The sequence below is a fragment of the Kibdelosporangium aridum genome (genome assembly GCF_900176515.1).
GTDB lineage: Bacteria > Actinomycetota > Actinomycetes > Mycobacteriales > Pseudonocardiaceae > Kibdelosporangium > Kibdelosporangium aridum.
In genome coordinates this window covers 614,195-637,215 of the sequence record NZ_FWXV01000005.1, presented here as the reverse complement: position 1 = coordinate 637,215, position 23,021 = coordinate 614,195, and the positions used below count along the sequence as shown (strand labels likewise).

Below are 23,021 nucleotides of genomic sequence, written 5' to 3'. Positions count from 1 at the left end.
TAACGTGACAACGCCGGTTACTGAAACTCCCCAACGCGGATTCTTCGGACATCCCAAGGCACTGGCGAACCTGTTCGGCACCGAGTTGTGGGAACGGTTCTCCTACTACGGAATGCAGGCGATCCTTGCGTTCTACCTGTACTACAGCGTGACCGATGGCGGGCTTGCCCTGCCGAAGGCGACCGCTGCGGGCATCGTCGGCGCGTACGGCGGGCTGGTGTACCTGGCCTCGGTCGGTGGCGCGTGGGTCGCGGACAGATTGCTCGGCGCCGAACGCACCGTGTTCTACGGCGGCGTGTTCATCATGTTGGGGCACATCGCGCTGGCGTTGATCCCTGGACTGACCGGGGTCGCGGTCGGCCTGATCCTGGTGATCATCGGTACCGGTGGGCTGAAGTCGAACGTCAGCGCGCTGGTCGGCACGTTGTACGCGGAGGGCGACGAGCGCAGGGACGCCGGGTTCTCGCTGTTCTACATGGGCATCAACCTCGGTGCGATGTTCGGCCCGATCGTCACCGGGTGGCTGCAGACCGACGTGGGCTTCCACGTCGGCTTCGGCGCGGCCGCCGTGGGTATGGCCGCCGGTCTGGTCCAGTACGTCCTCGGCCGCCGCAACCTGGGACCCGCCGCACGGGTGGTGCCCAACCCGCTGACCGGGGCCGCGCGGGTGCGAGCGCTGGCCATCATCGCGGTCGGTGTGGTCGTCGTCGTTCTGTTGGTGCTGGCCGGCACGATCACGCCGGAGAACCTGCCGACCGTCGTGACGTGGGTCGTGGTCGCAGCAGCCGTCGCCTATTTCGCCGTCATCCTGTCCAGCCGGAAGATCACCGCGGTGGAACGCAGCCGGGTGTACGCCTTCATCCCGTTGTTCATCATCAGTTTCGGCTTTTGGTCGCTGTTCCAGCAGCAGTTCACCGTGTTGCCGATCTTCGCCGACACCCGGATCGATCTGGACGCACTCGGATTCCACATCCCGCCCGCGGTGTTCAACTCGGTGGAACCGGCATTCGTCATCGTGCTGGCGCCATTGTTCGCGTATCTCTGGACGAAACTCGGTGAACGCCAGCCGAGCACCACGGTCAAATTCTCGCTCGGCGTGATCGGAATGGGGATCGCTTTCCTGCTGATGGTCGCGGTCAGCCAGACCGGTGACGGCCCAGCGGTGAACCCGCTTTTGCTCGCCCTGATCCTGGTGGTTTTCGCCGTCGCGGAAATGTGCCTGTCACCGGTCGGCCTGTCGGTCAGCACGAAGCTGGCGCCCAAGGCGTTCGGCGCGCAGATGGTCGCGTTGTTCTTCCTGTCCATCGCGCTGGGTTCGTCGGTCGCGGGCGAACTGGCCGGGTACTACTCGGCCGACAACGAGCCCGCGTACTTCGGCATCCTCGGCGGCGCGGCGATCGTGCTAGGCCTGATCCTCTTCGGCCTCCGGCCGCTGCTGCGCAGGCTCATGCAGGGCGTCCACTGAGAAATCGTCCACTGAGTCCAGATACCGCGTCACCCAGAGCATGTCGTCGACTTCGACCGGCCCGGTCTGCTGGCACGCTTCCAGCCAGTCGACCGCGGTCGAGTCGATGTCCTTGCCGATGAGCACGAGCTGGGTTTCCGGTGTGCTGCCGCGTGGCCACGGCGACCGGTGGAAGCGCAGGTAGTTGCCGACGGTCTGGATGCCGAACCGGTCGGTGTGCCCGGGCAGTCCGAAGTAGACAAAGCCCTTCATCCGGTACAGCCCGGCAGGCCGGTTGTCCAGGAAGTCCATCAGCAGGACCGGGTGCATCGGTTCGGTCGAGGTGAACGTGACCGTGTCGTACACCGCGTGCGCGTGGTCCGAGTGGTCGTCGTTGAGGTCGTCGAACGACAGCTGCCGGGCAACCGGCAGCTGCGGCGCGCGGTCGAACAGCAACTCCGGGTCGATTCTGCCGTGCGAGACCGGGACGATCGGCGCTTCGCCGTTGTACGTCCGGACAGTGTCGATGAGCGCGGCGGGATCGGCCAGGTCGGTTTTGTTGAGCACGAGCAGGTCCGCGATCTTCAGCGCCTTGGCCAGCTCGGGATGTTCGGTGTGGGTTCTGGTGAACTCGACCGAGTCGAGGACCGTGACCAGCCCGCCGTAGCGGACGCGATCGTCCTTGCTTGCCAAGAGCTTGCGGACCATGGCCTGCGGGTCGGCGAGACCGCTGGCCTCGATCACGATCACGTCCAGCTTGGCGCCGGCCAGCTTGCCCAGCATCTCGTCGATGTCCGACGTGTCGGCCACACAGCACAGACAGCCGTTGCCCAGGGAGATCATCGAGTCGACCTGGCCCGCGACGGCCATCGCGTCCACGTTGATCTGCCCGAAGTCGTTGACGATCACGCCGATCCTGGTGCCGCGGGCCGAGCCGAGCAGGTGGTTGAGCAGCGTCGTCTTGCCGGAACCGAGGAAGCCGGTGAGAAGGACAACCGGGATCACGGGAGGAGACATTACCTGCCGGGGCGGCCCATGGCGGACCGCCCCGGCAGGTGTGTCAGTGCAGTGTGACCGTGGTCCCGGATTCCTCGGCCAGCCGCTCGGCACCCGTCTGGGTCTTGAGCGGGATCTGCTTGAGGAAGAAGATCACCGCGACCGCGACGACCGCGAACGGCAGGCAGTACAGGAAGATCTCGCTGGTCGCGACGCCGTAGGCCTCCCTGATCACGTTCGCGATCGGCTCGGGCAGCGTCGCCAGATCCGGCACCGCGGCCGTGCCGTTGCCGGTGGGCAGCGGACCGAGGTGTGCGGTGATCTCGCTGGTCACCCGGTTGGCCAGGACCGCACCCAGCACGCTGACGCCGATCGTGCCACCCATGCTGCGGAAGAACGTCAGCACGGAGGTTGACGCGCCCAGGTCCTGCGCGGCCACGTCGTTCTGCGCGACCAGCACCAGGTTCTGCATCAGCATGCCGACGCCGACACCCAGCACCACCATGTACGCGGACAGCAGCACGATGTCGGTGCCACGGTCGATCGTGGCCAGCAGCACGAAGCCGGCGATCATGAAGAAGCCGCCGGTGATCAGGTGGCCCTTCCACTTGCCGGTCCGGCTGATCAGCTGGCCGGACAGGGTCGACGAGATCAGCATGCCGAAGATCATCGGCAGGCTCATCAGACCGGCCACGGTCGGCGACTTGCCCAGTGAGAGCTGGAAGTACTGGGACAGGAACACCGTGCCGCCGAACATCGCGACGCCGACAAGGAAGCTGACGGTCGTGGTGAGCGTGACCGTGCGGTTGCGGAAGATGCTCAGCGGCACGATCGGCTCGGCCACCCGCGACTCCACCCACACCGCCAGCGCGAGCACCGCGACGCCACCGCCGACCATGAAGAACGTCCAGCCGGACAGCCAGTCGAACTGGTGGCCGGCCAGCGTGGTCCACACGAGCAGGGTGGACACGCCCAGCATGATCAGGAACGCGCCGAGGTAGTCGACCTTCACGCCCTCCCGCTTCACCGTCGGGATCTTCAGCGTGCGCTGCAGCAGCAGGATCGCGGCCACCGCGAACGGCACACCGAAGAAGAAGCACCAGCGCCAGCCAAGCCATGACGTGTCGACCATGACGCCACCGATCAGCGGGCCCGCGACCGTGCCCACGGCGAACACGGCACCGAAGATGCCCATGTACTTGCCGAGTTCACGCGGCGACAGCATCGCCGCCATGACGACCGACACCAACGCCGTCAAGCCACCCGCGCCGACACCCTGCACGACCCGGCTGGCGATCAGGGTGCCGATGTCCTGGGAGAACCCGGCGACCAGCGAACCGGCCACGAACATCACCAGTGACAGCTGGGTCAGCAGCTTCTTGTTGTACAGGTCGGAAAGTTTGCCCCAGAGCGGAACCGTCGCGGTCATCGCGAGCAGCTCCGTGGTGACCACCCAGGTGTAGGACGACTGCGAGCCGCCCAGGTCCGCCACGATCCGCGGCAGCGCGTTGGCCACGACGGTCGACGCGAGGATGGCCACGAAAATGCCCATCATCAGGCCGGACAGCGCCTGCACCACCTGCGATCGACTGAGTTTCACACCGTCGGCAGGTGGGTCTGCCGTGACTGTCATTTCTTCCCCTCAATGACGGCCGTGCCTGTGGGCACGGGCATTCCCCCGGCGAGCGTGTCGATCGCCGTGTCGAACAACTCGGACATCCGGACCGAGCCCCCCAGCTCATGCCAGCGCTGGCAGGCGGCCTGCATGGCGCCGCCAACGACCTTGAACAACAGCAACGGGTAGAAGTCGGTGGCCGCGTCGAGGCCGGTCCGCCGCGCGATCGCGTCGACGAGGATCTGCTCGGTCTCCCGCTGGGTGGAGAACATCCGCACGATCAGCCCGGGGTCCCGTTCGATGATCGAGATCCGGGTCAGCCACTCGTCGCGCTCTTCGTCGAACCTGTCGATGTACGGGCGCATCGCGACCACCACTGCCTGCGTCGGGCTCAGCTCGGCGGGTGCGGCCAGCAACGCGGCCGCGACCTTGCGCGTCTGGCCCACCGGATCAGGGTCCGGGTGCATCACGGCGTCTTCCTTGGACGGGAAGTAGTTGAAGAACGTCCGCGCGGACACACCTGCCTCGGCCGCGATGTCATCGACCGTGACGTTCTCCAGGCCGCGCTCACCCGCCAGTTGGAGCGTGACCTTCACCAGCCTGGCCCGTGTTTCGAGCTTCTTGCGCTCGCGCAGGCCCAACGGCTGCTCCCCCTCGGTCATGACTCCACGTTACCGAGGATCTTGCAGAGTCTGCAAACTTTCAGACTGTGAAGCGAGTCTCCCCCCGCGTGTCCACCTTTCCAACACACCGAAATGCACTTTCCGGCACCATGAAATCCCCCTCCAGCCTGGGCGAGGGGGATTTCATGGTGCCGGAATGGTGGACACGGCTTAGTGGCTAGCGCCGTCTGGCGTTGACGCTTTCGTTCAGGACGGCGTTCAGGCCGTACAGCGTTGCTCGCAGGTCGTCTACCTGGGCGTTTGGCGCCGTCAGGTGCGTGCCGAGGCGACGGACCTGACGTTCGATCTCGCCGGTGCGCTGCGCGGGCACCACGTGATCGGACATCAGGTGGTACGCCCGCAGCACCGATTGCTGGGCCTGCGGCGTGAGTCCAGTGGACAGGTCGGCAGCGGCCTGACGGACCGCGTGCCGGACCGGGCTGAGGTGGTCGGGCTCGCGCAGGTACGGCCCAACCGCGGGCCGACCGGGCTTCAAAGCCTGCAGCGCGGCACCCATGACCAGGCCGTCGAGCCCCGTCCTGACCAGCACCGCGAACAGCGGCGCCAACCAGCCCAGCGTGGCCACGGCCATCCCGCCGAGAATGATCGCCAGCCCGGCCGTCGTAGTGATCACGCCGATCCACCGGGTTCGCCGCGCGGTTCGCACGGCATCGGCGAGGCGCGCGACCTGGCCATCCGCGATGATCACGTCGGCGACGCACGCGCCCCGACCACTCAACGCGACGCCCACGTCCGCCGCACCGACAGCAGGGTCGTCGCCGACCATGAGGGTCAGTCCACGACGGCGTTCCTCACGGACACGCTCGACCTTGTCCGCCGTACCGCAACGGGTCCACAGCTCGTCAACGCCCAGCACGATGCCGACGTCCTCAGGATCGTTGAGGTGTCCGCGCGTCACCAGGACCAACCGCCGCATTCCGGCCCGCCGCAACGCCCGCACCGACTTCGCGGCGTCCGGCCGGACTTCGTCACGCACCAGCAGCGCACCGACTGGCTGACCGTCCACGGTCACCCAGGCGATGCTCGCGTTGTCCAAACTCGCCCTGGCCAGGGCCACCTTCACCCAGTCGAGCGCGCCGTCCGGCTGGGTCTCGGCGAACGTGACCTTGCCCGTGTGCGCACTGCCTCGCAGGCCCGCGGCCTTCGCCGCCCGGGCGACGGCTCCGGCGAATGCGTCAGGCCGCATGCGTTGCGCGGAGGCCGCGCACGCGAGCACGTCGTTGGTCAGCCAACCCGGCGCGGCAATGACCTCGGTCACCGACAACGTGCCTGCGTACATCACGCCGGAAGCGTCGATCACGCCGATCCGCGTGCGTGCCAGGCGCTCCAGGACACCGACGTCGCCCACAACGACGCCCTGACGGGCAGCCCTCGTCAGCCCGGCCGTCAAAGACAACGGCACAGCAAGCAGAACAGGCCCCGCGGCGGCCACAGCGAGCACGCTGAACGCGGCCAACGGATTTCTGGTGACCAGCCACACCACGGCCGCAGCCACGATCGCCAACGGCGCGAACACCAACGCGGCACGGTTGGCCCGTCGCAGCGGCCCGGCGCCGTCGGTGACCGCACGGTGCGCGAGGCGCGCCATCGCCGCCCACGTGCCCTCCGTGTCAGGCACGGTCGCGATCAGCTCGATCGGGTCGCCCACATTGACCACGCCGCTGCGGACCGACTCACCTTCCTTGCGCCGCACCCTGATCGGATCGCCCGACAAGGGTGATTCGTCGAGCACGGCGTCGTGCAGCAGCCGGCCGTCCACCGGGATCACCTCGCCGGCGCCGACCGTGACCCGCTCCCCCGTATGGATCTTGGTCTCGTCGGCGGCACGCGCGATCGCAGCGACCTCGCGGCGGGCGCGGCGGCGCACGAGCGCCTCGACGCCTCGCATCCCGCAGGCGAGCATCCCCGCTGCGGCACCGACTTCGTGCTCGCCGACCAGCAACGCGCCACCGATCACCGGGACGGTCAGCAGCGCGCCGCCCACCCGGCGATCCAGCACCAGGTCCTCGATCGACCACACGGTCAGCGGCGCGACACTGGCCGCGGCCGCGACCGTCCACAGTAGAGACGCGTCGGGCATGCCGAGTAACCACAGCAGACCGGCCAGTACCGAGAGCAGGACGGCCGCGACGAGCGCGGGCACGCTGATCAGCCGCCATGGTTGGCGGTCCGGACCGGTGATCATGCCGGATCTCCCAGCTGTAGCAACAACCTCTAGCATAGAGGTACCCGTACATCGGTGTCCGGCACAACCGATGCAGTGATCTTTTTAGACCAATTTTGCGTGGCGCTAGGCAAAACCTCGCAAAGCTCGCTGGGCGCGGTGCAGGTTCGGCGGGTGCACGGCGGTGGTCCCGTAGCTCTCCAGCTTGGACTCCAGCGGCCCGGTGAAGTCCGGCCGGTCGATCTGGCCGAACTCGCGAACCGTAGAAATACCAACGGTCGCGCTGCACGGCGCGACGTGGTCGATCTTGACGCAGCCCGCGCGCTCGTTGGTCACCGTAATGTTCCAGTGCGCGAATCGCGCGCCGTACAACGGACCCGCGTCGGCGCTACCGCCGTGCGAGCCGTCGTTGAAGATCTCGACCTCGGTTCGTACGTTGCCGAACGGCAACCCGCGATGCGTGTCGAACGTGCCGGCCTCCATCCGGCCGCGCGACCAGACGTTGCCGCACGACAGACCTTCCACGTTGATCCCGTGGTGCCCGGAGCCCGGTGTGGGCGGTTCGGTGAACTTGCCGATGGCGAAGTCCTCGACCAGGTTGTCATGCGACTGCTCGCGGCACGCGTAGGAATGGTGCTGTCCGCGGCCGCTCACCCGGGTCCGCGAAAGGGTCACGCCCTTGGCCGAGACCAGCAGGAACCCGTTATCACTGTCCACAACGGACACATCGTCGGCCCAGCAGTCCCACGCGCATTGGAACACCAGTCCGTTGTAGCCCTTGTCCTGCAGGTGGGCCGGGCGGATGGTCTTGACCATCCGGATGGTCAGCCCTTCGACACCCGCCCCGGTGATCGCCGGCGCGCTCGTGGTCAGCCGCGCGTTCCACTCCGTCCGCAGCTCCACCGGAAGCGGCTGGGCCAGCGTCACCTCAGATCCCTTTACGGCCGCTATACGCACCGGCCACATGAACGGCTTGTACGAAAGCAGCTTGGTCTTGTCGGTCCAGATGTACGACTCCGTGCCCGGGATATCCCCGCACATGTGCTTGAGCAGGCCGTGCGCTGGATCGTCGTCTACCTGCAGCAACACCCGCCGTCCTGGCTCAAGGCCGCCAGCGTCGGCAACCGTGACCGTGAACGAGCCCCGCGGCACCGCGCCGACGATCGTGGTGATCACGCTGGTGTCGGCGCCTTCGTTGCCGATCCAGCCCTCCAGCGGCCATCGCTGCGTCTTGATGGCCTCGATCAACGGCGTGCGCCGGTCGCGGTGACAGACCCAGACCAACCCGCCGCACCAGCTCCACGCCGAGTTCGAGCCGCCGTAGCGGCTGCGGTTGATGCCGACGATCTGCTCCAGCGAGCGCGTGGCGAACAGCGTGGTCTGGCCGCTGCCCGCGCCCCTGAGGATCACGTTGTCGTAGCCGACCTCGATGATGTCGTCGATCCGGTACGTGCCCGCGGGCACGAACACCACGCCGCCACCGGCACTGCCGACGTCCTTGATCGCCCGGTTGATCGCAACCGAGGCGTCCGCCGACCCGTCGGGCTTGGCCCCGTACCGCAGGACGTTGGTCCGCGACGGCCGGTTGGGCGGCCGCTCGCCGAACCGGTAGCCGGCGTAAGCGATGTTGGGGATCTGCGGATGGTTGCAGGGGTTGGCGACGAACTGCTGCCATAACTCAGGGGGGTCGGCGTGCGCATGCCCCGCCGTGACGAGACAAGTGGCCGCCGCCGCACCGCCTACCAGGAATTTCCGCCGGTCAAGCGCCATCGACGAGTTCCTCACATCCATGTCGGTGGCGGCGGCGTTGGACGTCGACTCCGGTGTATCAGAGGCGGGCGTCACAGCGAAAGCACCATTCGCGCCGATCAGCCTCGGTAGGCTCGTGTGCGTGAGCGCGACACCCCAACTGCTGGCGATCAGCGATCTGCACGTCGGCCACGCCGAGAACCGGCCGATCGTGGAGGGCCTGCAGCCCGGACACCCCGGCGACTGGCTGATCGTCGCCGGTGACGTCGCCGAGACCACCCCGGACATCCAGTGGGCGTTGTCGCTGCTGAAGTCGCGGTTCGACACGGTGATCTGGGTGCCGGGCAACCACGAGCTGTGGACCACGACCAAGGACCCAGTGCAGTTGCGTGGCGTGCGGCGCTACAAGCACCTGGTCGAGATGTGCCGCAGGCTGGGCGTGCTCACGCCGGAGGACGAGTTCCCGGTATGGACCGGTGACGGCGGGCCGGTGCGGATCGCGCCGCTGTTCGCGCTGTACGACTACACGTTCCGGCCGGAGGGCGCGACCAACAAGGAAGAGTCGTTGGCCATCGCGCACGAGGCGGGAATCGTCTGCACCGACGAGTACTTCCTGATACCGGACCCGTATCCGTCGATCGACGCCTGGTGCCACGCGCGGGTCGCGGAGACCGAGCGCAGGCTCGCCGCGTGCGACCCGGACGTGCCGCTGGTGCTGGTCAACCACTGGCCGTTGGTCCGCCAGCCAACGCGTGTCCTGCGATACCCGGAATTCGCGCAATGGTGCGGCACTGAACTGTCGGCCGACTGGCACACGCGGTTCAACACGGCTGCTGTGGTGTACGGCCACCTGCACATCCCGAGGCACACGGAGTACGACGGGGTGCCGTTCGAGGAGGTCTCGCTGGGCTACCCGCGCGAGTGGAAGCCGCGTGGCCTGCCCGCGAAGCTGCTCAAGCCCGTCCTGCCGGTGCGAGTGGCGCCATGATCGAGAAGCTGATGCCTGCCGGCGTGGCCAGCAAAGAGATGTTCAGCGACGCGGCCGAGTCCACGATGTTCCCCGAGGAAGCCGCACACGTGGCGAAGGCCGTGGACAAGCGGAAGCGCGAGTACGCCACGGTTCGCCACTGCGCCAGGCAGGCGTTCGCCGAACTCGGGGTCCCGCCGGTGCCGCTGCTGACCGGTGAGCGCGGCGCACCGCAATGGCCTTCGGGGATCGTCGGCAGCATGACGCACTGCGCGGGATATCGCGCGGCGGTCGTGGCTCGCTCGAGCGACATCCACACCCTCGGGATCGACGCGGAGCCGCACGCACCGCTGCCCGAAGGGGTGCTCGGCGTGATCTCCCGTGACGAGGAGAACGGGCGGCTGGCCAAGCTCACCGCGGCGGACAACACGGTGCACTGGGACCGGATGCTGTTCTGCGCCAAGGAGACGGTGTACAAGGCCTGGTTCCCGCTGACTCGTAAATGGCTCGGGTTCGAGGAAGCGTCGATCACCCTGGCCGACGACGGCACGTTCAAGGCGAAGCTGATGGTGCCAGGCCCCGTCATCGCAGGTGAGCGGGTCGACGTGTTCAACGGCAAGTGGATAGTCGGAGACGGCCTGGTGATCACCGCGATAGCGATCCCAGTGGGGTAAGAGGATGCGCGCCCGGTAGAGCGCTGCTATCGTTCCTGCCATGGGCATCTGAGAACCTCCGCGCACAGCGCGCATTCAGGTTGAGAACTCCACGCCACAGCAGGCTGTCCACACGCCGCGTGGCCGTCCCCTTATCAACTTTTTTTCCAGGAGGATTCCTCATGGCCGCGAACTCGAAGAAAAACGCCAAGAAGGCACCGAAAGCCAGCGCGAGTGAAGGCTTGTCCTTCATGAAGCCGATCGAGCCCCACGACCCGGCCGACGACGCCCCGAAGCTCAGCCGAGCAGAGCGCCGCGCGGCGAAACCACAGGCCAAGACGCACGGCAAAGTGCAGAACATGCGCAGCCAGGCAACCCCGACGCACCGCAACTTCAGCAGCCGCCGCAGCGGCGGATGAGCCCAGACGCCCCCGGGATTTCACCTCCCGGGGGCGTTTCGTTCACCCGGTCGAGGCCGTAATGGACCTCGCGGCATGATTGCCTGATGGCCCCGTTCACCTACGCGGATGCGGTGAAACTGCTCGGCGGCAACGAAAACAAGGTCGTCCGAGCCCTCGACAACATTCTCGGCACCGCGTTGCTCGGCGGTTCAGTGCTGTCCGTACTCGATCTGCTGAGCTGGTTCGACGCCAAAAGGCGAATTCATCCGCCTGTCGAAAGAACTGGTCGCTAAACGCGCTTCGGTGGCAGCGGGAAGAAGCCGCTGGTCCGGTCGGCATACTCGGCGTACTCCGGCCGCGATTTCCGCATGTGCTTCTCGGTGAGTGGTTTGCCTGATCCGTTGACCAGGAGCCAGATCATCAGAACTGGGGACAGAATGGTGGCAGCGCCTGCCCAGGTCGCACACGCGAGCACATAGAGGCCGGTCCACACGGCCGCGTCGCCGAAGTAATTCGGGTGGCGGGTGTAGCGCCACAGGCCGGTCGTCATCAGCTTTCCCTTGTTCGCGGGATCGGCTTTGAACTGGGACAGCTGCCAGTCGCCGACTGTTTCGAACACGAAGCCGATCAGCCATATCAGGGCACCGAGAACAACAAGCCAGACCGGTGGTGCCGGAATGTACTGCGCTACCTGCACGGGCAGCGATACGAAAAGCAGGATCAACCCCTGCGTCAGGTAGACCTTGTACGCCAGGTGAAGGTTTCCGTTGGAGCGTTGCCGGATCTCGACGTATCGCCGGTCTTCGGGTTTGCCGTGGTTGCGTATTCCAATGTGGACGGCCAGCCGGACGCCCCAGATCATCGTGAGCACGGCGATCAGCACGTTCGGCTGCGAAGCCAGCGCCAGCGACACCGCCGCCACCAGCGCGAAGCCCAAGCCCCACGCCACGTCGATGAGGTCGTGCCGATCCCGGCGCACCGAGATGGCGAACACGAGCCCGAGCAGTACGGCCACGGCGCCCGCGCTGACCGCCAGGTTGGTCAGGAACACAGCGCTGCCCTCGTCGCGCTCGGCATGCCGCTTCGGCCATCCACTGTGGTCCGGACGGCGATGATCTGGTCGACGCCCATCCGGTTCTCGGCGAACGCCAACGCGCCGCCGGCCAGGTACAGCCGCCATGTCCTCGCCTGCTCGACCCCGACCAACCGCACGGCGTCCTCCCAGCGCTTCTCCAGCGTGTCGGCCCATGCCTGGCATGTCCGCACGTAGTGCTCGCGCATTGCCTGCACATCGCGGATCTCGAACCCCGCGGCCGCGAGGTGGTTCAAGGTCGACCCGATCGGCCGCATGGTCATGTCCGGCGCGATGTACGTCTCGATGAACGCCCCACCGCCCGGCGCCGTCGCGCCCCGGGACATCTGCTGCAGCACGAGCCGCCCCTCCGGCTTGAGCATCCGGAACAGCGTGGCCGCGTAGGCCGGGTAGTTGTCCTCGCCGACGTGCTCCCCCATCTCGACTGAGGCGACCGCGTCGAACGGTTCGTCCGTCAGTTCCCGGTAGTCCTGCAAGCGCACGTCGACGGACAACCCCTCGGCCCTCTTCAAGACATGGTCACGTTGCTGCCGCGACAACGTAATGCCGGTGGCGTGCACACCGTAGTTCCGTGCCGCGTACACGACCAGGGATCCCCACCCACAGCCGACATCGAGGAGGCGCATGCCGGGCCGGAGGTCCAGCTTCTGGCAGATCAGGTCCAGCTTGGCGGCCTGCGCGTCGGCCAGCTCGGCCTGCTCCGACGTCCAGTACGCACATGAGTAGGCCATGCTCGGATCGAGCAGGAGCTGGTAGAAGTCGTTCGACAGGTCGTAGTGGTGCGCGATCGCGGCACGGTCCCGGCTGCGCGTGTGCAGCTTCCCGCCCAGTCGCGCCTCCGCGGCAGGTGGCTTCGGCCGCGGCCCGATCACCCCCAGCCGCACAGCCAGCTTGACGATCGCCGTCCAGTCCTTGACCGACGGCCGGATCTTGCGGCCCAACCGCCAAAACCGGCTCAACCCGTCAGCGAGGTCACCGTCGACATCGAGGTCACCGCTGACATAGGCCCGCGCCAACCCCAACTCCCCCGGCTGCCACAGCACATGCCGCAATGCCCGACGAGAGTTCAGCACGACACAAGGCCCGTCGGAGTCGCCTGCCCGGCTGCCGTCCCACGCGAGCACTCCCACCGGAATCTTTGCCCCCAGCTAGCCGTTCGACCAGCCTCACCAGCTGACGGCCGCGTACCTGCTGCAACGCCGTTACGACGTGGTCCTGTTCGAGGCCGAGCCTCGGCTGGGTGGGCACGCGCACACGCACGACGTGCCCACACCGGACGGTGGGATGGTCGCGGTCGACACCGGGTTCATCGTGCACAACGACCGTACGTACCCGAATCTGCTGCGGTTGTTCGGTGAGCTAGGTGTTGTCACGCAGCCGACCGAGATGTCGATGAGTGTCCGATGTGCTGGGTGTGGTCTGGAATACGCTGGCGCCAAAGGTCTTCCGGGCTTGTTCCCGCGAATGGACAACCTGCGGCCGACGTACCTGTGGATGCTGGGCGAGGTTCTGCGGTTTCATCGGCACGCGCGCCGGGTGCTGGCCGACGACACCCTTGATGACGTCACGCTCGGCGCGTTTCTAGCCATCGGCGGGTATTCACAGTACTTCGTTCAGCATTACGTGCTGCCGGTGGTCTCCGCGGTGTGGTCCGCGGGTCCGCAGGTGTCACGTGAGTACCCGGCGCGATATCTCTTCGCTTTTCTAGACAACCACGGGATGCTCTCGGTGACCGGGTCGCCGCAATGGCGGTCCGTTGTGGGCGGTTCTCGGACCTATGTGGAGCTTGCGGCCAAGAATCTGTCCGCTGTGCACGTCAGCACACCGGTCCGCACGGTCGTCACCCACAACGAAGGCGTCGAGATCCGCGACGACAGTGGACAGTCGCATCACGTGGACCGGGTAGTGATCGCAACGCATCCCGACCACGCGTTGGCCATGCTGGCCGAGCCCACGCAGCAGCAACGGGAAGTGTTGGGCGCTTTCACCTATTCACGTAACGAGACCTGGCTGCACACCGACGCCGCGCTGCTCCCGACCACCACCGGAGCTTCGGCCTCATGGAACTACCTGAAAACGGCGTGCCACGAGAACGACGGCCCGGTTGTGGTGAGCTACCACATGAACCGCTTGATGCGGTTGGCCGAACCCCTTGATTATGTCGTCACGCTCAACGCGACCGGCCGGATCCCCGAGCAGGCCGTGATCGCCAAGATGACCTACGAACACCCCGTCTACACCCCCGCATCCGTCGCAGCACAGCGAAAGCTTCCTGGGTTGAACACCGACAGGATCGCGTTCGCAGGCGCGTATCACGGTTGGGGGTTCCATGAGGACGGTTGCGTGTCGGGTGTGCGAGCCGCCAAGGCGCTGGGTGTAACGTGGTGACCGCGCTCTATCAGGCCGAGGTCGAACACGTCCGCCAAGTGCCACCACCACGCGCTTTCCGGCACCGGATCTACCTGTGGCTGGTCGACGTGGACCGGCTGCCGGAGCTTCCCCGGTGGTTGCGGCCGTTCGCACGCTTCGAGTCCCGGGATCATCTGGGCCGTCCTGACAGGACGATCCGGGAAAACCTCGACGCGTGGCTGGGCCGCTACGGCGTCGAGCTGCACGGCGGCCAGGTGCTCATGCTGGCCAACGCCCGCGTGCTCGGGCACGTGTTCAACCCGGTCAGCGTGTTCTGGTGTCACCGGCCCGACGGATCGCTGGCGTGTGTTGTCGCCGAAGTCCACAACACCTATGGCGAAAGGCATTGCTACCTGCTGGACACCGACGAGGCCGGGCATGCCACCACTGCCAAGGAGTTCTACGTCTCGCCGTTCCAGCAAATGGGCGGCGACTACGTCATGGAGTTGCCCAAACCGGACGAGAAGCTCGAGCTGACCATCCGGCTCAGGCAACATGGGCAGACACCACTCGTCGCCACCGTGCGTGGATTCCGAACGCCCGCGACCACACGGCAAATCGTCCGCGCAGTACTCAACCGTCCGCTGGTCACGCGGCTGGTCAGCGCCTTGATCCGTCGGCACGGCGTTGCCTTGTGGCTGCGCCGCGTCCCGATTGTCCGCCGAACGCCGCACGTCCCGCAGGAGGGTGTCCAGTGACCGCGACAGCTATCGAGCTCTGGCCCGGATTGACCGCACCGTCCCGATCCGCCGTGCGCGCGTGGGCCGCCGAACGGCTCTTCCGTCAAGCCATCCGCCGACTGCCCGTTCAGGTCGTCTTCCCCGGCGGGGAACGGATCGGGCTCGGCGGGCCGGTGATGCGGCTGATCCGGCCGGAGACGTTCTTCCACCGGCTGGGCGTGGACGCCAAGATCGGCTTCGGTGAGGCGTACATGGCCGGCGACTGGACCAGCAACGACCCCGCCGGGCTGCTGACCCCGTTCGCCCGGAGAATGGCGACGTTGGTCCCCAAGCCGCTACAGGTGTTGCGGCGCTGGGTGGACACGACCCGCCCGGACGACGAACGCAACACTGTGGACGGTGCGCGGAGCAACATCCACCGGCACTACGACCTGTCCAACGACATGTTCGAGGTCTTCCTCGACCCGTCGATGACGTACTCGTCCGCGTGGTACCAGCCCGGCGACGACCTGCATCGCGCGCAGCTGCGCAAGATCGACGGCATTCTGGACCTCGCGGACGTCCGGCCGGGCACCCATCTGCTCGAAATCGGCACCGGCTGGGGCGCTCTGGCGATTCGGGCGGCGCAACGCGGTGCCCGCGTGACCACGCTGACGATTTCCGGCGAGCAGAAGGACTTGGCCGAGCGTCGGATCGCCGAAGCCGGGCTCAGCAGGCAAGTCGAGGTGCGGCTACGGGATTACCGTGACGCGCGAGGATCCTACGACGCAGTGGTGTCAGTCGAGATGATCGAGGCGGTCGGCGAGGAGTACTGGCCGACGTACTTCCAGACCATCAACCGGGTGCTCAAGCCGGGCGGGCGGGTCGGTCTGCAAGCGATCACCATGCCGCACGGCCGAATGCTCGCGACACGGCGCTCGTACACGTGGATCCACAAGTACATCTTCCCTGGCGGTCAACTGCTCTCGCTGCCCGCCATCCAGGACAATGTGGACAATGCCGGCCTGCGGATCGTGATGCAGCGCCAGCTGGGCCCGCACTACGCCCGCACACTGCACGAGTGGCGGGCGCGGTTCCTCGCGGGCTGGGACAAGGTCGTGGCAGCGGGCTTCGACCCGGTGTTCCGCCGGATGTGGGACTTCTACCTGGCCTACTGCGAAGCCGGGTTCCGTTCCCGCTACCTCGACGCCTGGCAGCTCGGCCTGGTCAAACCAGGGCACGCTCGATGATCGCCTTGGTGTCCACACCGGACGGCAACGTGCCCAGCGCGACACCCCAGTCACCGGCGAACCGCGATGCGCAGAACGCGTCGGCGACCGACGGCGCGCCATGCTGGACAAGCAGTGAACCCTGAAGCACCATAGCCATTGACTCGACAACGCGGCGCGCACGGAACTCCATGTCCTCCAGATTGGACAGTTCCTTGCGCAGACCCTCGATCGCGTCGTCGAGCCTGGCGTCGGCGCCGGAGGCCCGTTCCACCTCAGTGAAGAACGCCTCGACGGTCTCCGGCTGCCGCGCCATGGCACGCAACGCGTCCAACGCGGCAACGTTGCCCGAACCCTCCCAAATGGACTGCAGAGGCGCCTCGCGGTACAGCCGGGGCATCCCGGAGTCCTCGATGTACCCGTTGCCACCGAAGCATTCCAGCGCCTCGGCCGCGTGCACCGGAGCCCGCTTGCAGACCCAGTACTTGCTCACCGCGAGCCCGATCCGCCGGAGGATCTCCTCACCCCGGTCGGTCGCCCCGGCCAGCCGCATCGCCACCACGGTCGCCGCTTCGGACTCCACGACCAGGTCCGCCAGCACATTGCGCATCAACGGCTTCTCAACCAGCACTGAACCGAAGGCGCTGCGGTGCCGTGCGTGGCGGATCGCCTGCACGGCCCCGAAACGCATCCCAGCCGCGCTGCCGAGCAGACAGTCGAGCCTGGTGTTGTTGACCATCCGGAGGATGACCTTCACACCTTCACCCTCTTCGCCCAGCCGCCAGCCGACCGCCTCGTCGTACTCGAGTTCCGCCGACGCGTTGGACCGGTTGCCCAGCTTGTCCTTCAGCCGCTGGATGTGCATCCGGTTGCGCGTACCGTCCGGCAGCACGCGCGGCAGCAGGAAACACGTCAACCCGCCGGGAGCCTGGGCAAGCGTGGCGAAGATGTCGGACATCGGCGCGGACGTGAACCACTTGTGCCCAACCAGCCGATAGGTTCCATCACCGGCCGGAGTCGCCCGCGTGGTGTTGGCCCGGACATCCGAGCCACCCTGCTTCTCGGTCATCGACATGCCCGCGATCAGGCCCTGTTTCGACGTGGGGACGCGCAGGCCGAAGTCGTACGTCTTGGCTGTCAGCAACGGCTCGTACTGCGCGGCGAGCTCAGGATTGGCCCGCAGGGTCGGGATCACGGCGTAAGTCATGCTGATCGGGCACGTGTGCCCGGCCTCGACCTGGCCCCAGACGAACAGCTTGGCCGCCCTGGCGACGTGCGCTCCTGGGGTGGAATCGGCCCAGGGAGCGCCGTGCAGGCCGTGTTCGACGGCAACATCCATCAGCGAGTGCCAGTACGGATGGAACTCGACCTCGTCGATCCGGTTGCCGTACCGGTCATGCGTGCGCAGGACAGGCTCGTTCTCGTTGACCACCCGGCCCCATTCCTGGGCCTGTTCGCTGCCCGCGAGCCGTCCCACCTCGTGGAGCTCCGGCTCGGCCCACCCGGCACCTTCTCGCCGCAGGGCCTCCAGCAGCGCCGGGTCTTCGGCCACGTCGTGCCCCACCAAAGGCGGGACCTGGTTGGTGACCTCGTGTGTGGTGCTCACGCATGACCTCCCAAGGCACGCAGACAGAATGTGGTCAGGGCGGGCAGGACGTCGTCCGCGGCGGCCTGTTCGGCCAACGGCCCGACCAGGATCTCGCTGAGCGCGCCGATCAACGCGGCTGCGGTGAATTCGGGGTTCTGGGGCGGCAGTGCGCCGGCGTCGACGGCGTGCGCGATCCGTTCTGCGGCGATGTCGCGGAACGCACGCCGGAACACCAGGCGCTCCTGCTCGACCGTCAGATCGACCGGTTCGACGAGCAACGCGTACGCCAGCCGAGGCGACTGCAACGCGCGGGACGCGAACGTGACGGCGACCGAAACGATCCGTTCGACCAGGTCACCGGGCTGCGCGGCAGCCTTCGCGACCGCGTCGACCTCATGGTTGACCACGAATCGGAACAGCTCGACAGACAGCTCCGCCTTGCTGGCGAAGTGCTTGTACACGCTGCCCGTGGCGATGCCCGCGCGGGCCGCGACAGCCGCCACGGAGCACCCGGCGTAGCCCTGCTCGGACAGCAGGTCGACGCCCGCGACCAGGATCGCGGCGCGCACGTTGTCCATGCGCGCCTGCACTCGCGGAGTCCGGCGGTACGGCACACAAGAAGTGAACCAGTGATTCACACCTTCACGCAAGTACGCTCGCGAACGTGCCATTCGACGTAGCGGCTGTGCGTGCGCATTTCCCGGCCTTGCGGGAGGGCGTCGCCCACTTCGACGGCCCAGGCGGCTCACAGGTGCCCGACGTGGTGGCGAAAGCCGTCGCCGACGCTTTGCTGTCCGGCCTGGCCAACCGCGGATCGATCACTGCGGCCGAGCTGAGGGTCGAGCACCTCGTCGCCTCGGCCCGGCAGGCCGCGGCCGATCTGCTCGGCGCACAGCCCTCGGGCATCATCTTCGGCCGCAGCATGACCCAGCTGACCTACGACCTGTCCCGCATGCTGGCCAAACAATGGCGGCCGGGCGACGAGGTGATCGTCACCAAGCTGGACCACGACGCCAACGTCCGCCCGTGGGTCCAGGCAGCGGAAGCACACGACGTGCGGGTCCGTTGGGCCGAGTTCGACCGGGCGACGGGCGAGCTGCCCGTCTCGGCGGTCACCAGCCTGCTCACCGACCGGACCCGCGTGGTCGCGGTGACCGCGGCCTCGAACCTGTTGGGCACCAGGCCATCCATCGCCCGCATCACGCCACACGCCCGTAAGGCGGGAGCGCTGGTCTATGTCGACGGCGTGCACCTCACGCCGCACGCCTGGGTGGACGTCGAAGCCATGGGCGCGGACTTCTTCGCCTGTTCCCCGTACAAGTTCCTGGGCCCGCACATGGGAATCGTGGCGGCCCGGCCAACGCTGCTTGAGACGCTCCGGCCGGACAAGCTGTTGCCCGCGACCAACGCCGTACCGGAACGCTTCGAGTACGGAACCCTGCCGTACGAACAACTCGCCGGAACCACGGCGGCGATCGACTTCCTTGCAGGCCTCACAGCGGGCACGGGACCGCGCCGGACCCGGCTGGCGCAGTCGATGCAGGCGTTGGAGCAGCACGAAAGCGCGATGCTCAAGCGAATGGAGGCCGGACTGTCCGGAGTGGCCCGTTTGCATGGTTCACCGAACCGGGACCGGACGCCGACCGCGTTGTTCACCATGGACGGCATACCGCCGGCCGAGATCTACCGCGAACTGGCGGCGCGTGGCGTGAACGCGCCGGCAGGGACGTTCTACGCGCTGGAGTGCGCGCGGTGGCTAGGCCTCGGCGATGCGGGCGCGGTCCGTGCCGGAGTCGCGCCCTACACCGACGAGTCCGATGTGGACAGGCTGATCGCCGCCGTGCACGAGATCAGCCGCGGCTAACCCCGGGCGCCGATCGCGTGCTCGAGCGCCAGCTGTGACAACCGGACGAAGCCGTATCCCCGCTCGGCGGCCTTGTCCGGGTCGAAGTCCTCGTACGCGGAACGATCCGCCCGCAGTTCCTGCCAGGTCTCCCCGGGCGAAAGTGTCGGAACGGACAGCTCCGGCACGCGCGAGGCCGCCAGCGCGTCCTGCACCTCCGGGTCGGCCCGGAAGGTCTTGGCACGGTCACGCAGCAACAGATAACTGCGCATGTTCGCAGCCGCGCTGGCCCAGACACCTTCGCTGTCCTCGGTGCGCAGCGGCTTGTAGTCGAAGTGCCGTGGGCCTTCGTAGCCGCCGTTCTCCAACAGGTCGACGAGGAAGAACGCGGACAGCAGGTCGCCGTGGCCGAAGATCAGGTCCTGGTCGTAACGCGGGCCCTTCTGGCCGTTGAGGTCGATGTGGAACAGCTTGCCCTGCCACAACGCCTGGCCGATGCCGTGGACGAAGTTCAGGCCGGCCATCTGCTCGTGCCCGACCTCCGGGTTCAGCCCGACGATCTCGTGGTGCTGCAGCGTCGAGATGAACCCCAGGGCGTGCCCGATGGTCGGCAGGAAGATGTCACCGCGCGGCTCGTTCGGCTTGGGCTCCAAGGCCAGCTTGAGGCCGTAGCCCTGGTCGATCGAGTACTGGGCGAGCGTGTCGATGCCCTCGCGGTAGCGGTCCAGCGCCGCGGCGACGTCTTTGGCCGCGTCGGTCTCCGAGCCCTCACGGCCGCCCCACAGCACGTATGTCTGCGCGCCGAGTTCGGCGGCGAGGTCCATGTTGCGCATGACTTTGCGCATCGCGTACCGGCGGACAGCACGGTCGTTGCTCGTCAGACCGCCGTCGCGGAAGACCGGATGGTTGAACAGGTTCGTCGTGGCCATGGGCACGACCAGGCCAGTGTCTTGCAGCGCCTGCTTGAACCGGCTGATCCGGCGGTCGCGTTCGGCGTCGTCCGAGCCGAACGGGATCAGGTCGTCGTCATGGAAGGTCACGCCGTACGCGCCCAGTTCGGCCAACCGGTGCACCGTCTCGACCGGGTCGAGCGCGGGCCTGGTCGCCTCACCGAATGGGTCAACCGCCCGCCACCCCACGGTCCACAAGCCGAAGCTGAATTTGTCCGCACGAGTTGGCAGATCTGTCACGGTGTCTCCTTCAGATCGAGCCGTTAATAGTTCGATGCCTAAACTTATCCGGGTCGCACTGGTGAGGCAACCGCCGGTTCACGACCCACACCACTAGCATGACGTCGTGACCCAGCCGAGGCCAGCCGGCCAGCACACCGTCCGCCGGCACAACTCCGCGCTCGTGCTCGGCGCGATCGCGGACTCCCCTGGAATTTCACGCGCAGGCGTCGCCGCCCAGACCGGGCTGACCAAGGCGACGGTGTCCAGCCTCGTCGACCGGGCGATCGCGGCCGATCTCGTGGTCGACGGCGAACCGGCGCGCCGAGACGGCCCCGGCAGGCGCGGCACCTCGCTGTCGCTGTCGCCCGACGGTCCACATGGGCTTGGCGTGGAGATCGGCGTCGACTACATCGCGACCTGTTTGGTCGATTTGACCGGTTCGGTCAGCAGCCAGCGGATCCGCCCGGTGGACAACCGATCCCAACCGGCCAACCGCGTGCTGGTCAAAGTGGCCCGTGCCATCCGGACAGCCGTGGCGGAACTGCCCGTGCGGGTCGGCGGCGTCGGCGTCGCGGTCCCCGGCCTGGTCGAGTCGTCGACCGGGTTCCTGCGTACCGCCCCGAACCTGGGCTGGCGGGACGTGGACGTGCAAGCGGAATTGCGCGACCGGACCGACCTCGGCGACACCGCGATCATGGTGGGCAACGAGGCGAACTTCGCCGCACTCGGCGAAATGTGGGGCGGCGGCCACGAAGACCTGCGCGACTTCGTGCACGTGTCCGGCGAAATCGGCATCGGCGCGGGCATCGTGATGGACGGCGTGCTGTTCGAAGGCGTCCGTGGATTCGGTGGCGAAATCGGCCATCTGCCAGTGGATTCCAAAGGGCCGCAATGCTCATGCGGCGCCCGCGGCTGCCTCGAGGCGATGGCAGGCCAGGACACGATCCTGCAGCAGGCAGGCGTGCCCGACGTCGACACGCTGGTACTCCGCTTGCAGGACAACGACCGTAAGGCAGTCACCGCGACGCGTTCGGTCGCCCGCTGGCTGGGCACCGCACTGTCCAATGTGGTCAACCTGTTGGACGTGCCGACGATCGTGCTCGGCGGAACCTACGCCCGCATCGAGCCGTGGCTGCACGAACTGCTGCTCGAGGAACTGAACGTCCGAGTGGTCAGCGCGGCGTGGTCGGAAGTGCGGATCCTGCGCTCCACGCTGGGAACCGAAGCCGCGGTGCGCGGCGCCGCTGCGTCCGCGGTCCGGGCCATCGTGGCCGACCCGGACCCGTTCATCACAGCGACAGTGGCTGGTTAGTTCAGCACGCGGCGGATGACCGTGATCGGCCCGATCGAGTTGATCGGGGCGATCTTGACGTTCTGACCAGCGCTGGGCGCGTGCACCGCGCGGTTGCTGTCGATGGCCATGGCCACGTGGTGCACCGGGCTGAAGTAGAAGATCATGTCGCCCGCGCGGACCTGGTCACGCGGAATCGCCTGGCCAACGCCCGACTGCTGGATCGACACCCGCGGCAGGCGCACGCCTGCGACCTGGTACGCGGTCTGCATCAGCCCAGAGCAGTCGAACGAGTCCGGACCTTCGGCGCCCCACACGTACGGACGGCCGATCTGAGCGAGGGCGTACCGCAGCACCGCGCCGACATCGCCGTTCGGGATCTTCACCGTGGACGGGCTGTCGCCGTTGTCGGCGAGAATCGCCTTCTGCTCAGGCGTCAACTGCTCGATCGCGGCCTTGACCTGCTCGATCTGCTTGGCCAGCTCGTCCCGGCGGCGCTGCACCTGAGCGGCGCCCGCCTCTAACGCGGCCTCGGACCTGCGGACATCGTTCTGTGCGGCGGTGGCGTCCTTCGCGGCCCGCTCGGCCTCGGCGATCGCCCGCCTGCCCTGCTCGGCGGCGGTGCCGCTGAGCTGAGACGCCATGCTGGCGGCCTGCATCCGTGACACAACGTCATCACGGCTACTGCCGGTGAGGAACACGTTCATCGCGTTCAGGTCGCCGGTGCCGGACAGCAGCGCGTCGACACGGGACTTGTCCTGCTGAGCCTGGGTGACGCGGGCACGGGACTCATCGGCCTGCTTGCGGGCGGCATCGGCTCGCTGACCGGCGTCCTTGGACTCCGAACGCTTGGCCTCGAGTTCCTCCTGGATGCGCAGCAGATCCTCGTTGATCCGCTCGGCCCGGTTGCTCAAGTCCTTGTAGTAGCCGAGGAGACCGGCCACCGTGGTCGGCTGCTCCGGTTCCTCCTGCCCAGCTGCGGGAACAGCGCTCAGCAGGCCGGCGATCAGGCTCCCCAGCGCGGCAAGGACAACCCTGCGCACCAAGGCACCTCTCCAGCCACCC

At 67.3% G+C, this 23,021-nt stretch carries 21 protein-coding genes; 10 read left to right on the top strand and 11 right to left on the bottom strand.

Translation table 11 applies throughout. The features are described from left to right. The first annotated feature begins 4 nt into the window (after nt 1-4). On the top strand, nt 5-1,465 hold the full coding sequence (locus tag B9C43_RS30280; protein ID WP_084430308.1) for a peptide MFS transporter: 1,461 nt from the start codon (nt 5-7) through the stop codon (nt 1,463-1,465). Here B9C43_RS30280 and B9C43_RS30275 read toward each other — a convergent pair. The 5 genes from B9C43_RS30275 to B9C43_RS30255 all read right to left on the bottom strand — a co-directional run bounded on the left by B9C43_RS30275 (nt 1,403) and on the right by B9C43_RS30255 (nt 8,747). Then, the gene (locus tag B9C43_RS30275; protein WP_084430307.1) at nt 1,403-2,461 is read right to left on the bottom strand and encodes a CobW family GTP-binding protein; all 1,059 of its coding nucleotides are present in this window, start codon (nt 2,459-2,461) and stop codon (nt 1,403-1,405) included. The two genes, B9C43_RS30280 and B9C43_RS30275, sit on opposite strands and share 63 nt — an antisense overlap. Before the next feature lie 43 nt (nt 2,462-2,504). Continuing rightward, nucleotides 2,505-4,073, bottom strand: coding sequence for an MDR family MFS transporter (locus tag B9C43_RS30270; protein WP_033381798.1), 1,569 nt, complete (start codon nt 4,071-4,073; stop codon nt 2,505-2,507). After that, entirely contained in the window at nt 4,070-4,717 is a 648-nt protein-coding gene (locus B9C43_RS30265; RefSeq protein ID WP_235038916.1) for an acyl-CoA-like ligand-binding transcription factor, read from the bottom strand. The genes B9C43_RS30270 and B9C43_RS30265 overlap by 4 nt, the downstream gene beginning before the upstream one ends. 178 nt (nt 4,718-4,895) lie before the next feature. Further along, complete coding sequence (locus B9C43_RS30260; protein ID WP_160096778.1) at nt 4,896-6,923, bottom strand: HAD-IC family P-type ATPase; 2,028 nt, start codon at nt 6,921-6,923, stop codon at nt 4,896-4,898. Between the two features lie 105 nt (nt 6,924-7,028). Continuing rightward, nucleotides 7,029-8,747, bottom strand: coding sequence for a glycoside hydrolase family 55 protein (locus B9C43_RS30255; RefSeq protein WP_235038915.1), 1,719 nt, complete (start codon nt 8,745-8,747; stop codon nt 7,029-7,031). A gap of 46 nt (nt 8,748-8,793) precedes the next feature. Between B9C43_RS30255 and B9C43_RS30250 the strand changes: the two genes are divergently transcribed. The 4 genes from B9C43_RS30250 to B9C43_RS30235 all read left to right on the top strand — a co-directional run bounded on the left by B9C43_RS30250 (nt 8,794) and on the right by B9C43_RS30235 (nt 10,965). Then, nucleotides 8,794-9,639 carry a metallophosphoesterase family protein gene (locus B9C43_RS30250; protein WP_235038914.1) on the top strand — a complete coding sequence of 282 codons (846 nt, stop codon included), beginning with the start codon at nt 8,794-8,796 and terminating at the stop codon, nt 9,637-9,639. Next, on the top strand, nt 9,636-10,292 hold the full coding sequence (locus B9C43_RS30245) for a 4'-phosphopantetheinyl transferase family protein (protein ID WP_084430303.1): 657 nt from the start codon (nt 9,636-9,638) through the stop codon (nt 10,290-10,292). Before B9C43_RS30250 ends, B9C43_RS30245 begins: the two co-directional genes overlap by 4 nt. A 161-nt stretch (nt 10,293-10,453) precedes the next feature. After that, entirely contained in the window at nt 10,454-10,690 is a 237-nt protein-coding gene (locus B9C43_RS30240; protein WP_033381794.1) for a hypothetical protein, read from the top strand. A gap of 86 nt (nt 10,691-10,776) precedes the next feature. Further along, a complete protein-coding gene (locus tag B9C43_RS30235) occupies nt 10,777-10,965 on the top strand; it encodes an NACHT N-terminal helical domain 7-containing protein (RefSeq protein WP_084430302.1) in 189 nt (62 codons plus the stop codon). Here the strand turns inward: B9C43_RS30235 and B9C43_RS30230 are convergent. Both B9C43_RS30230 and B9C43_RS30225 read right to left on the bottom strand, forming a co-directional pair. Continuing rightward, complete coding sequence (locus tag B9C43_RS30230) at nt 10,962-11,723, bottom strand: DUF1295 domain-containing protein (protein ID WP_084430301.1); 762 nt, start codon at nt 11,721-11,723, stop codon at nt 10,962-10,964. The genes B9C43_RS30235 and B9C43_RS30230 overlap by 4 nt on opposite strands. After that, nucleotides 11,714-12,895 carry an SAM-dependent methyltransferase gene (locus tag B9C43_RS30225; protein ID WP_235038913.1) on the bottom strand — a complete coding sequence of 394 codons (1,182 nt, stop codon included), beginning with the start codon at nt 12,893-12,895 and terminating at the stop codon, nt 11,714-11,716. The genes B9C43_RS30230 and B9C43_RS30225 overlap by 10 nt, the downstream gene beginning before the upstream one ends. Nucleotides 12,896-12,938: 43 nt before the next feature. On the opposite strand from B9C43_RS30225, the gene B9C43_RS30220 reads away from it, so the two are divergent. From B9C43_RS30220 to B9C43_RS30210, 3 genes are read left to right on the top strand one after another with little or no spacing between them, the layout of a single operon-like run. Further along, entirely contained in the window at nt 12,939-14,153 is a 1,215-nt protein-coding gene (locus B9C43_RS30220; protein ID WP_084430299.1) for an NAD(P)/FAD-dependent oxidoreductase, read from the top strand. Further along, nucleotides 14,147-14,872 (top strand): DUF1365 domain-containing protein, encoded by a 726-nt coding sequence (locus B9C43_RS30215; protein WP_143446685.1) that lies wholly within the window; start codon nt 14,147-14,149, stop codon nt 14,870-14,872. Before B9C43_RS30220 ends, B9C43_RS30215 begins: the two co-directional genes overlap by 7 nt. After that, nucleotides 14,869-16,083 carry an SAM-dependent methyltransferase gene (locus tag B9C43_RS30210; protein ID WP_084430297.1) on the top strand — a complete coding sequence of 405 codons (1,215 nt, stop codon included), beginning with the start codon at nt 14,869-14,871 and terminating at the stop codon, nt 16,081-16,083. The genes B9C43_RS30215 and B9C43_RS30210 overlap by 4 nt, the downstream gene beginning before the upstream one ends. Here the strand turns inward: B9C43_RS30210 and B9C43_RS30205 are convergent. Beyond that, the gene (locus B9C43_RS30205; protein ID WP_084430296.1) at nt 16,061-17,668 is read right to left on the bottom strand and encodes an acyl-CoA dehydrogenase family protein; all 1,608 of its coding nucleotides are present in this window, start codon (nt 17,666-17,668) and stop codon (nt 16,061-16,063) included. The genes B9C43_RS30210 and B9C43_RS30205 overlap by 23 nt on opposite strands. Beyond that, a complete protein-coding gene (locus B9C43_RS30200; RefSeq protein WP_033381789.1) occupies nt 17,665-18,264 on the bottom strand; it encodes a TetR/AcrR family transcriptional regulator in 600 nt (199 codons plus the stop codon). The genes B9C43_RS30205 and B9C43_RS30200 overlap by 4 nt, the downstream gene beginning before the upstream one ends. 50 nt (nt 18,265-18,314) lie before the next feature. Here B9C43_RS30200 and B9C43_RS30195 point away from each other — a divergent pair, with 50 nt between their 5' ends. Continuing rightward, nucleotides 18,315-19,514, top strand: coding sequence for a cysteine desulfurase-like protein (locus B9C43_RS30195; protein WP_084430295.1), 1,200 nt, complete (start codon nt 18,315-18,317; stop codon nt 19,512-19,514). Here B9C43_RS30195 and xylA read toward each other — a convergent pair. Further along, nucleotides 19,511-20,683 carry a xylose isomerase gene (gene xylA / locus B9C43_RS30190; RefSeq protein ID WP_084430294.1) on the bottom strand — a complete coding sequence of 391 codons (1,173 nt, stop codon included), beginning with the start codon at nt 20,681-20,683 and terminating at the stop codon, nt 19,511-19,513. The two genes, B9C43_RS30195 and xylA, sit on opposite strands and share 4 nt — an antisense overlap. 106 nt (nt 20,684-20,789) lie before the next feature. Here xylA and B9C43_RS30185 point away from each other — a divergent pair, with 106 nt between their 5' ends. Beyond that, nucleotides 20,790-21,977: an ROK family transcriptional regulator gene (locus B9C43_RS30185; protein ID WP_084430293.1), complete on the top strand. Its 1,188-nt coding sequence runs from the start codon at nt 20,790-20,792 to the stop codon at nt 21,975-21,977. On the opposite strand, the gene B9C43_RS30180 is transcribed toward B9C43_RS30185, so the two are convergent. Beyond that, nucleotides 21,974-22,999 (bottom strand): C40 family peptidase, encoded by a 1,026-nt coding sequence (locus B9C43_RS30180; RefSeq protein ID WP_143446684.1) that lies wholly within the window; start codon nt 22,997-22,999, stop codon nt 21,974-21,976. The two genes, B9C43_RS30185 and B9C43_RS30180, sit on opposite strands and share 4 nt — an antisense overlap. Nucleotides 23,000-23,021: the final 22 nt, after the last annotated feature.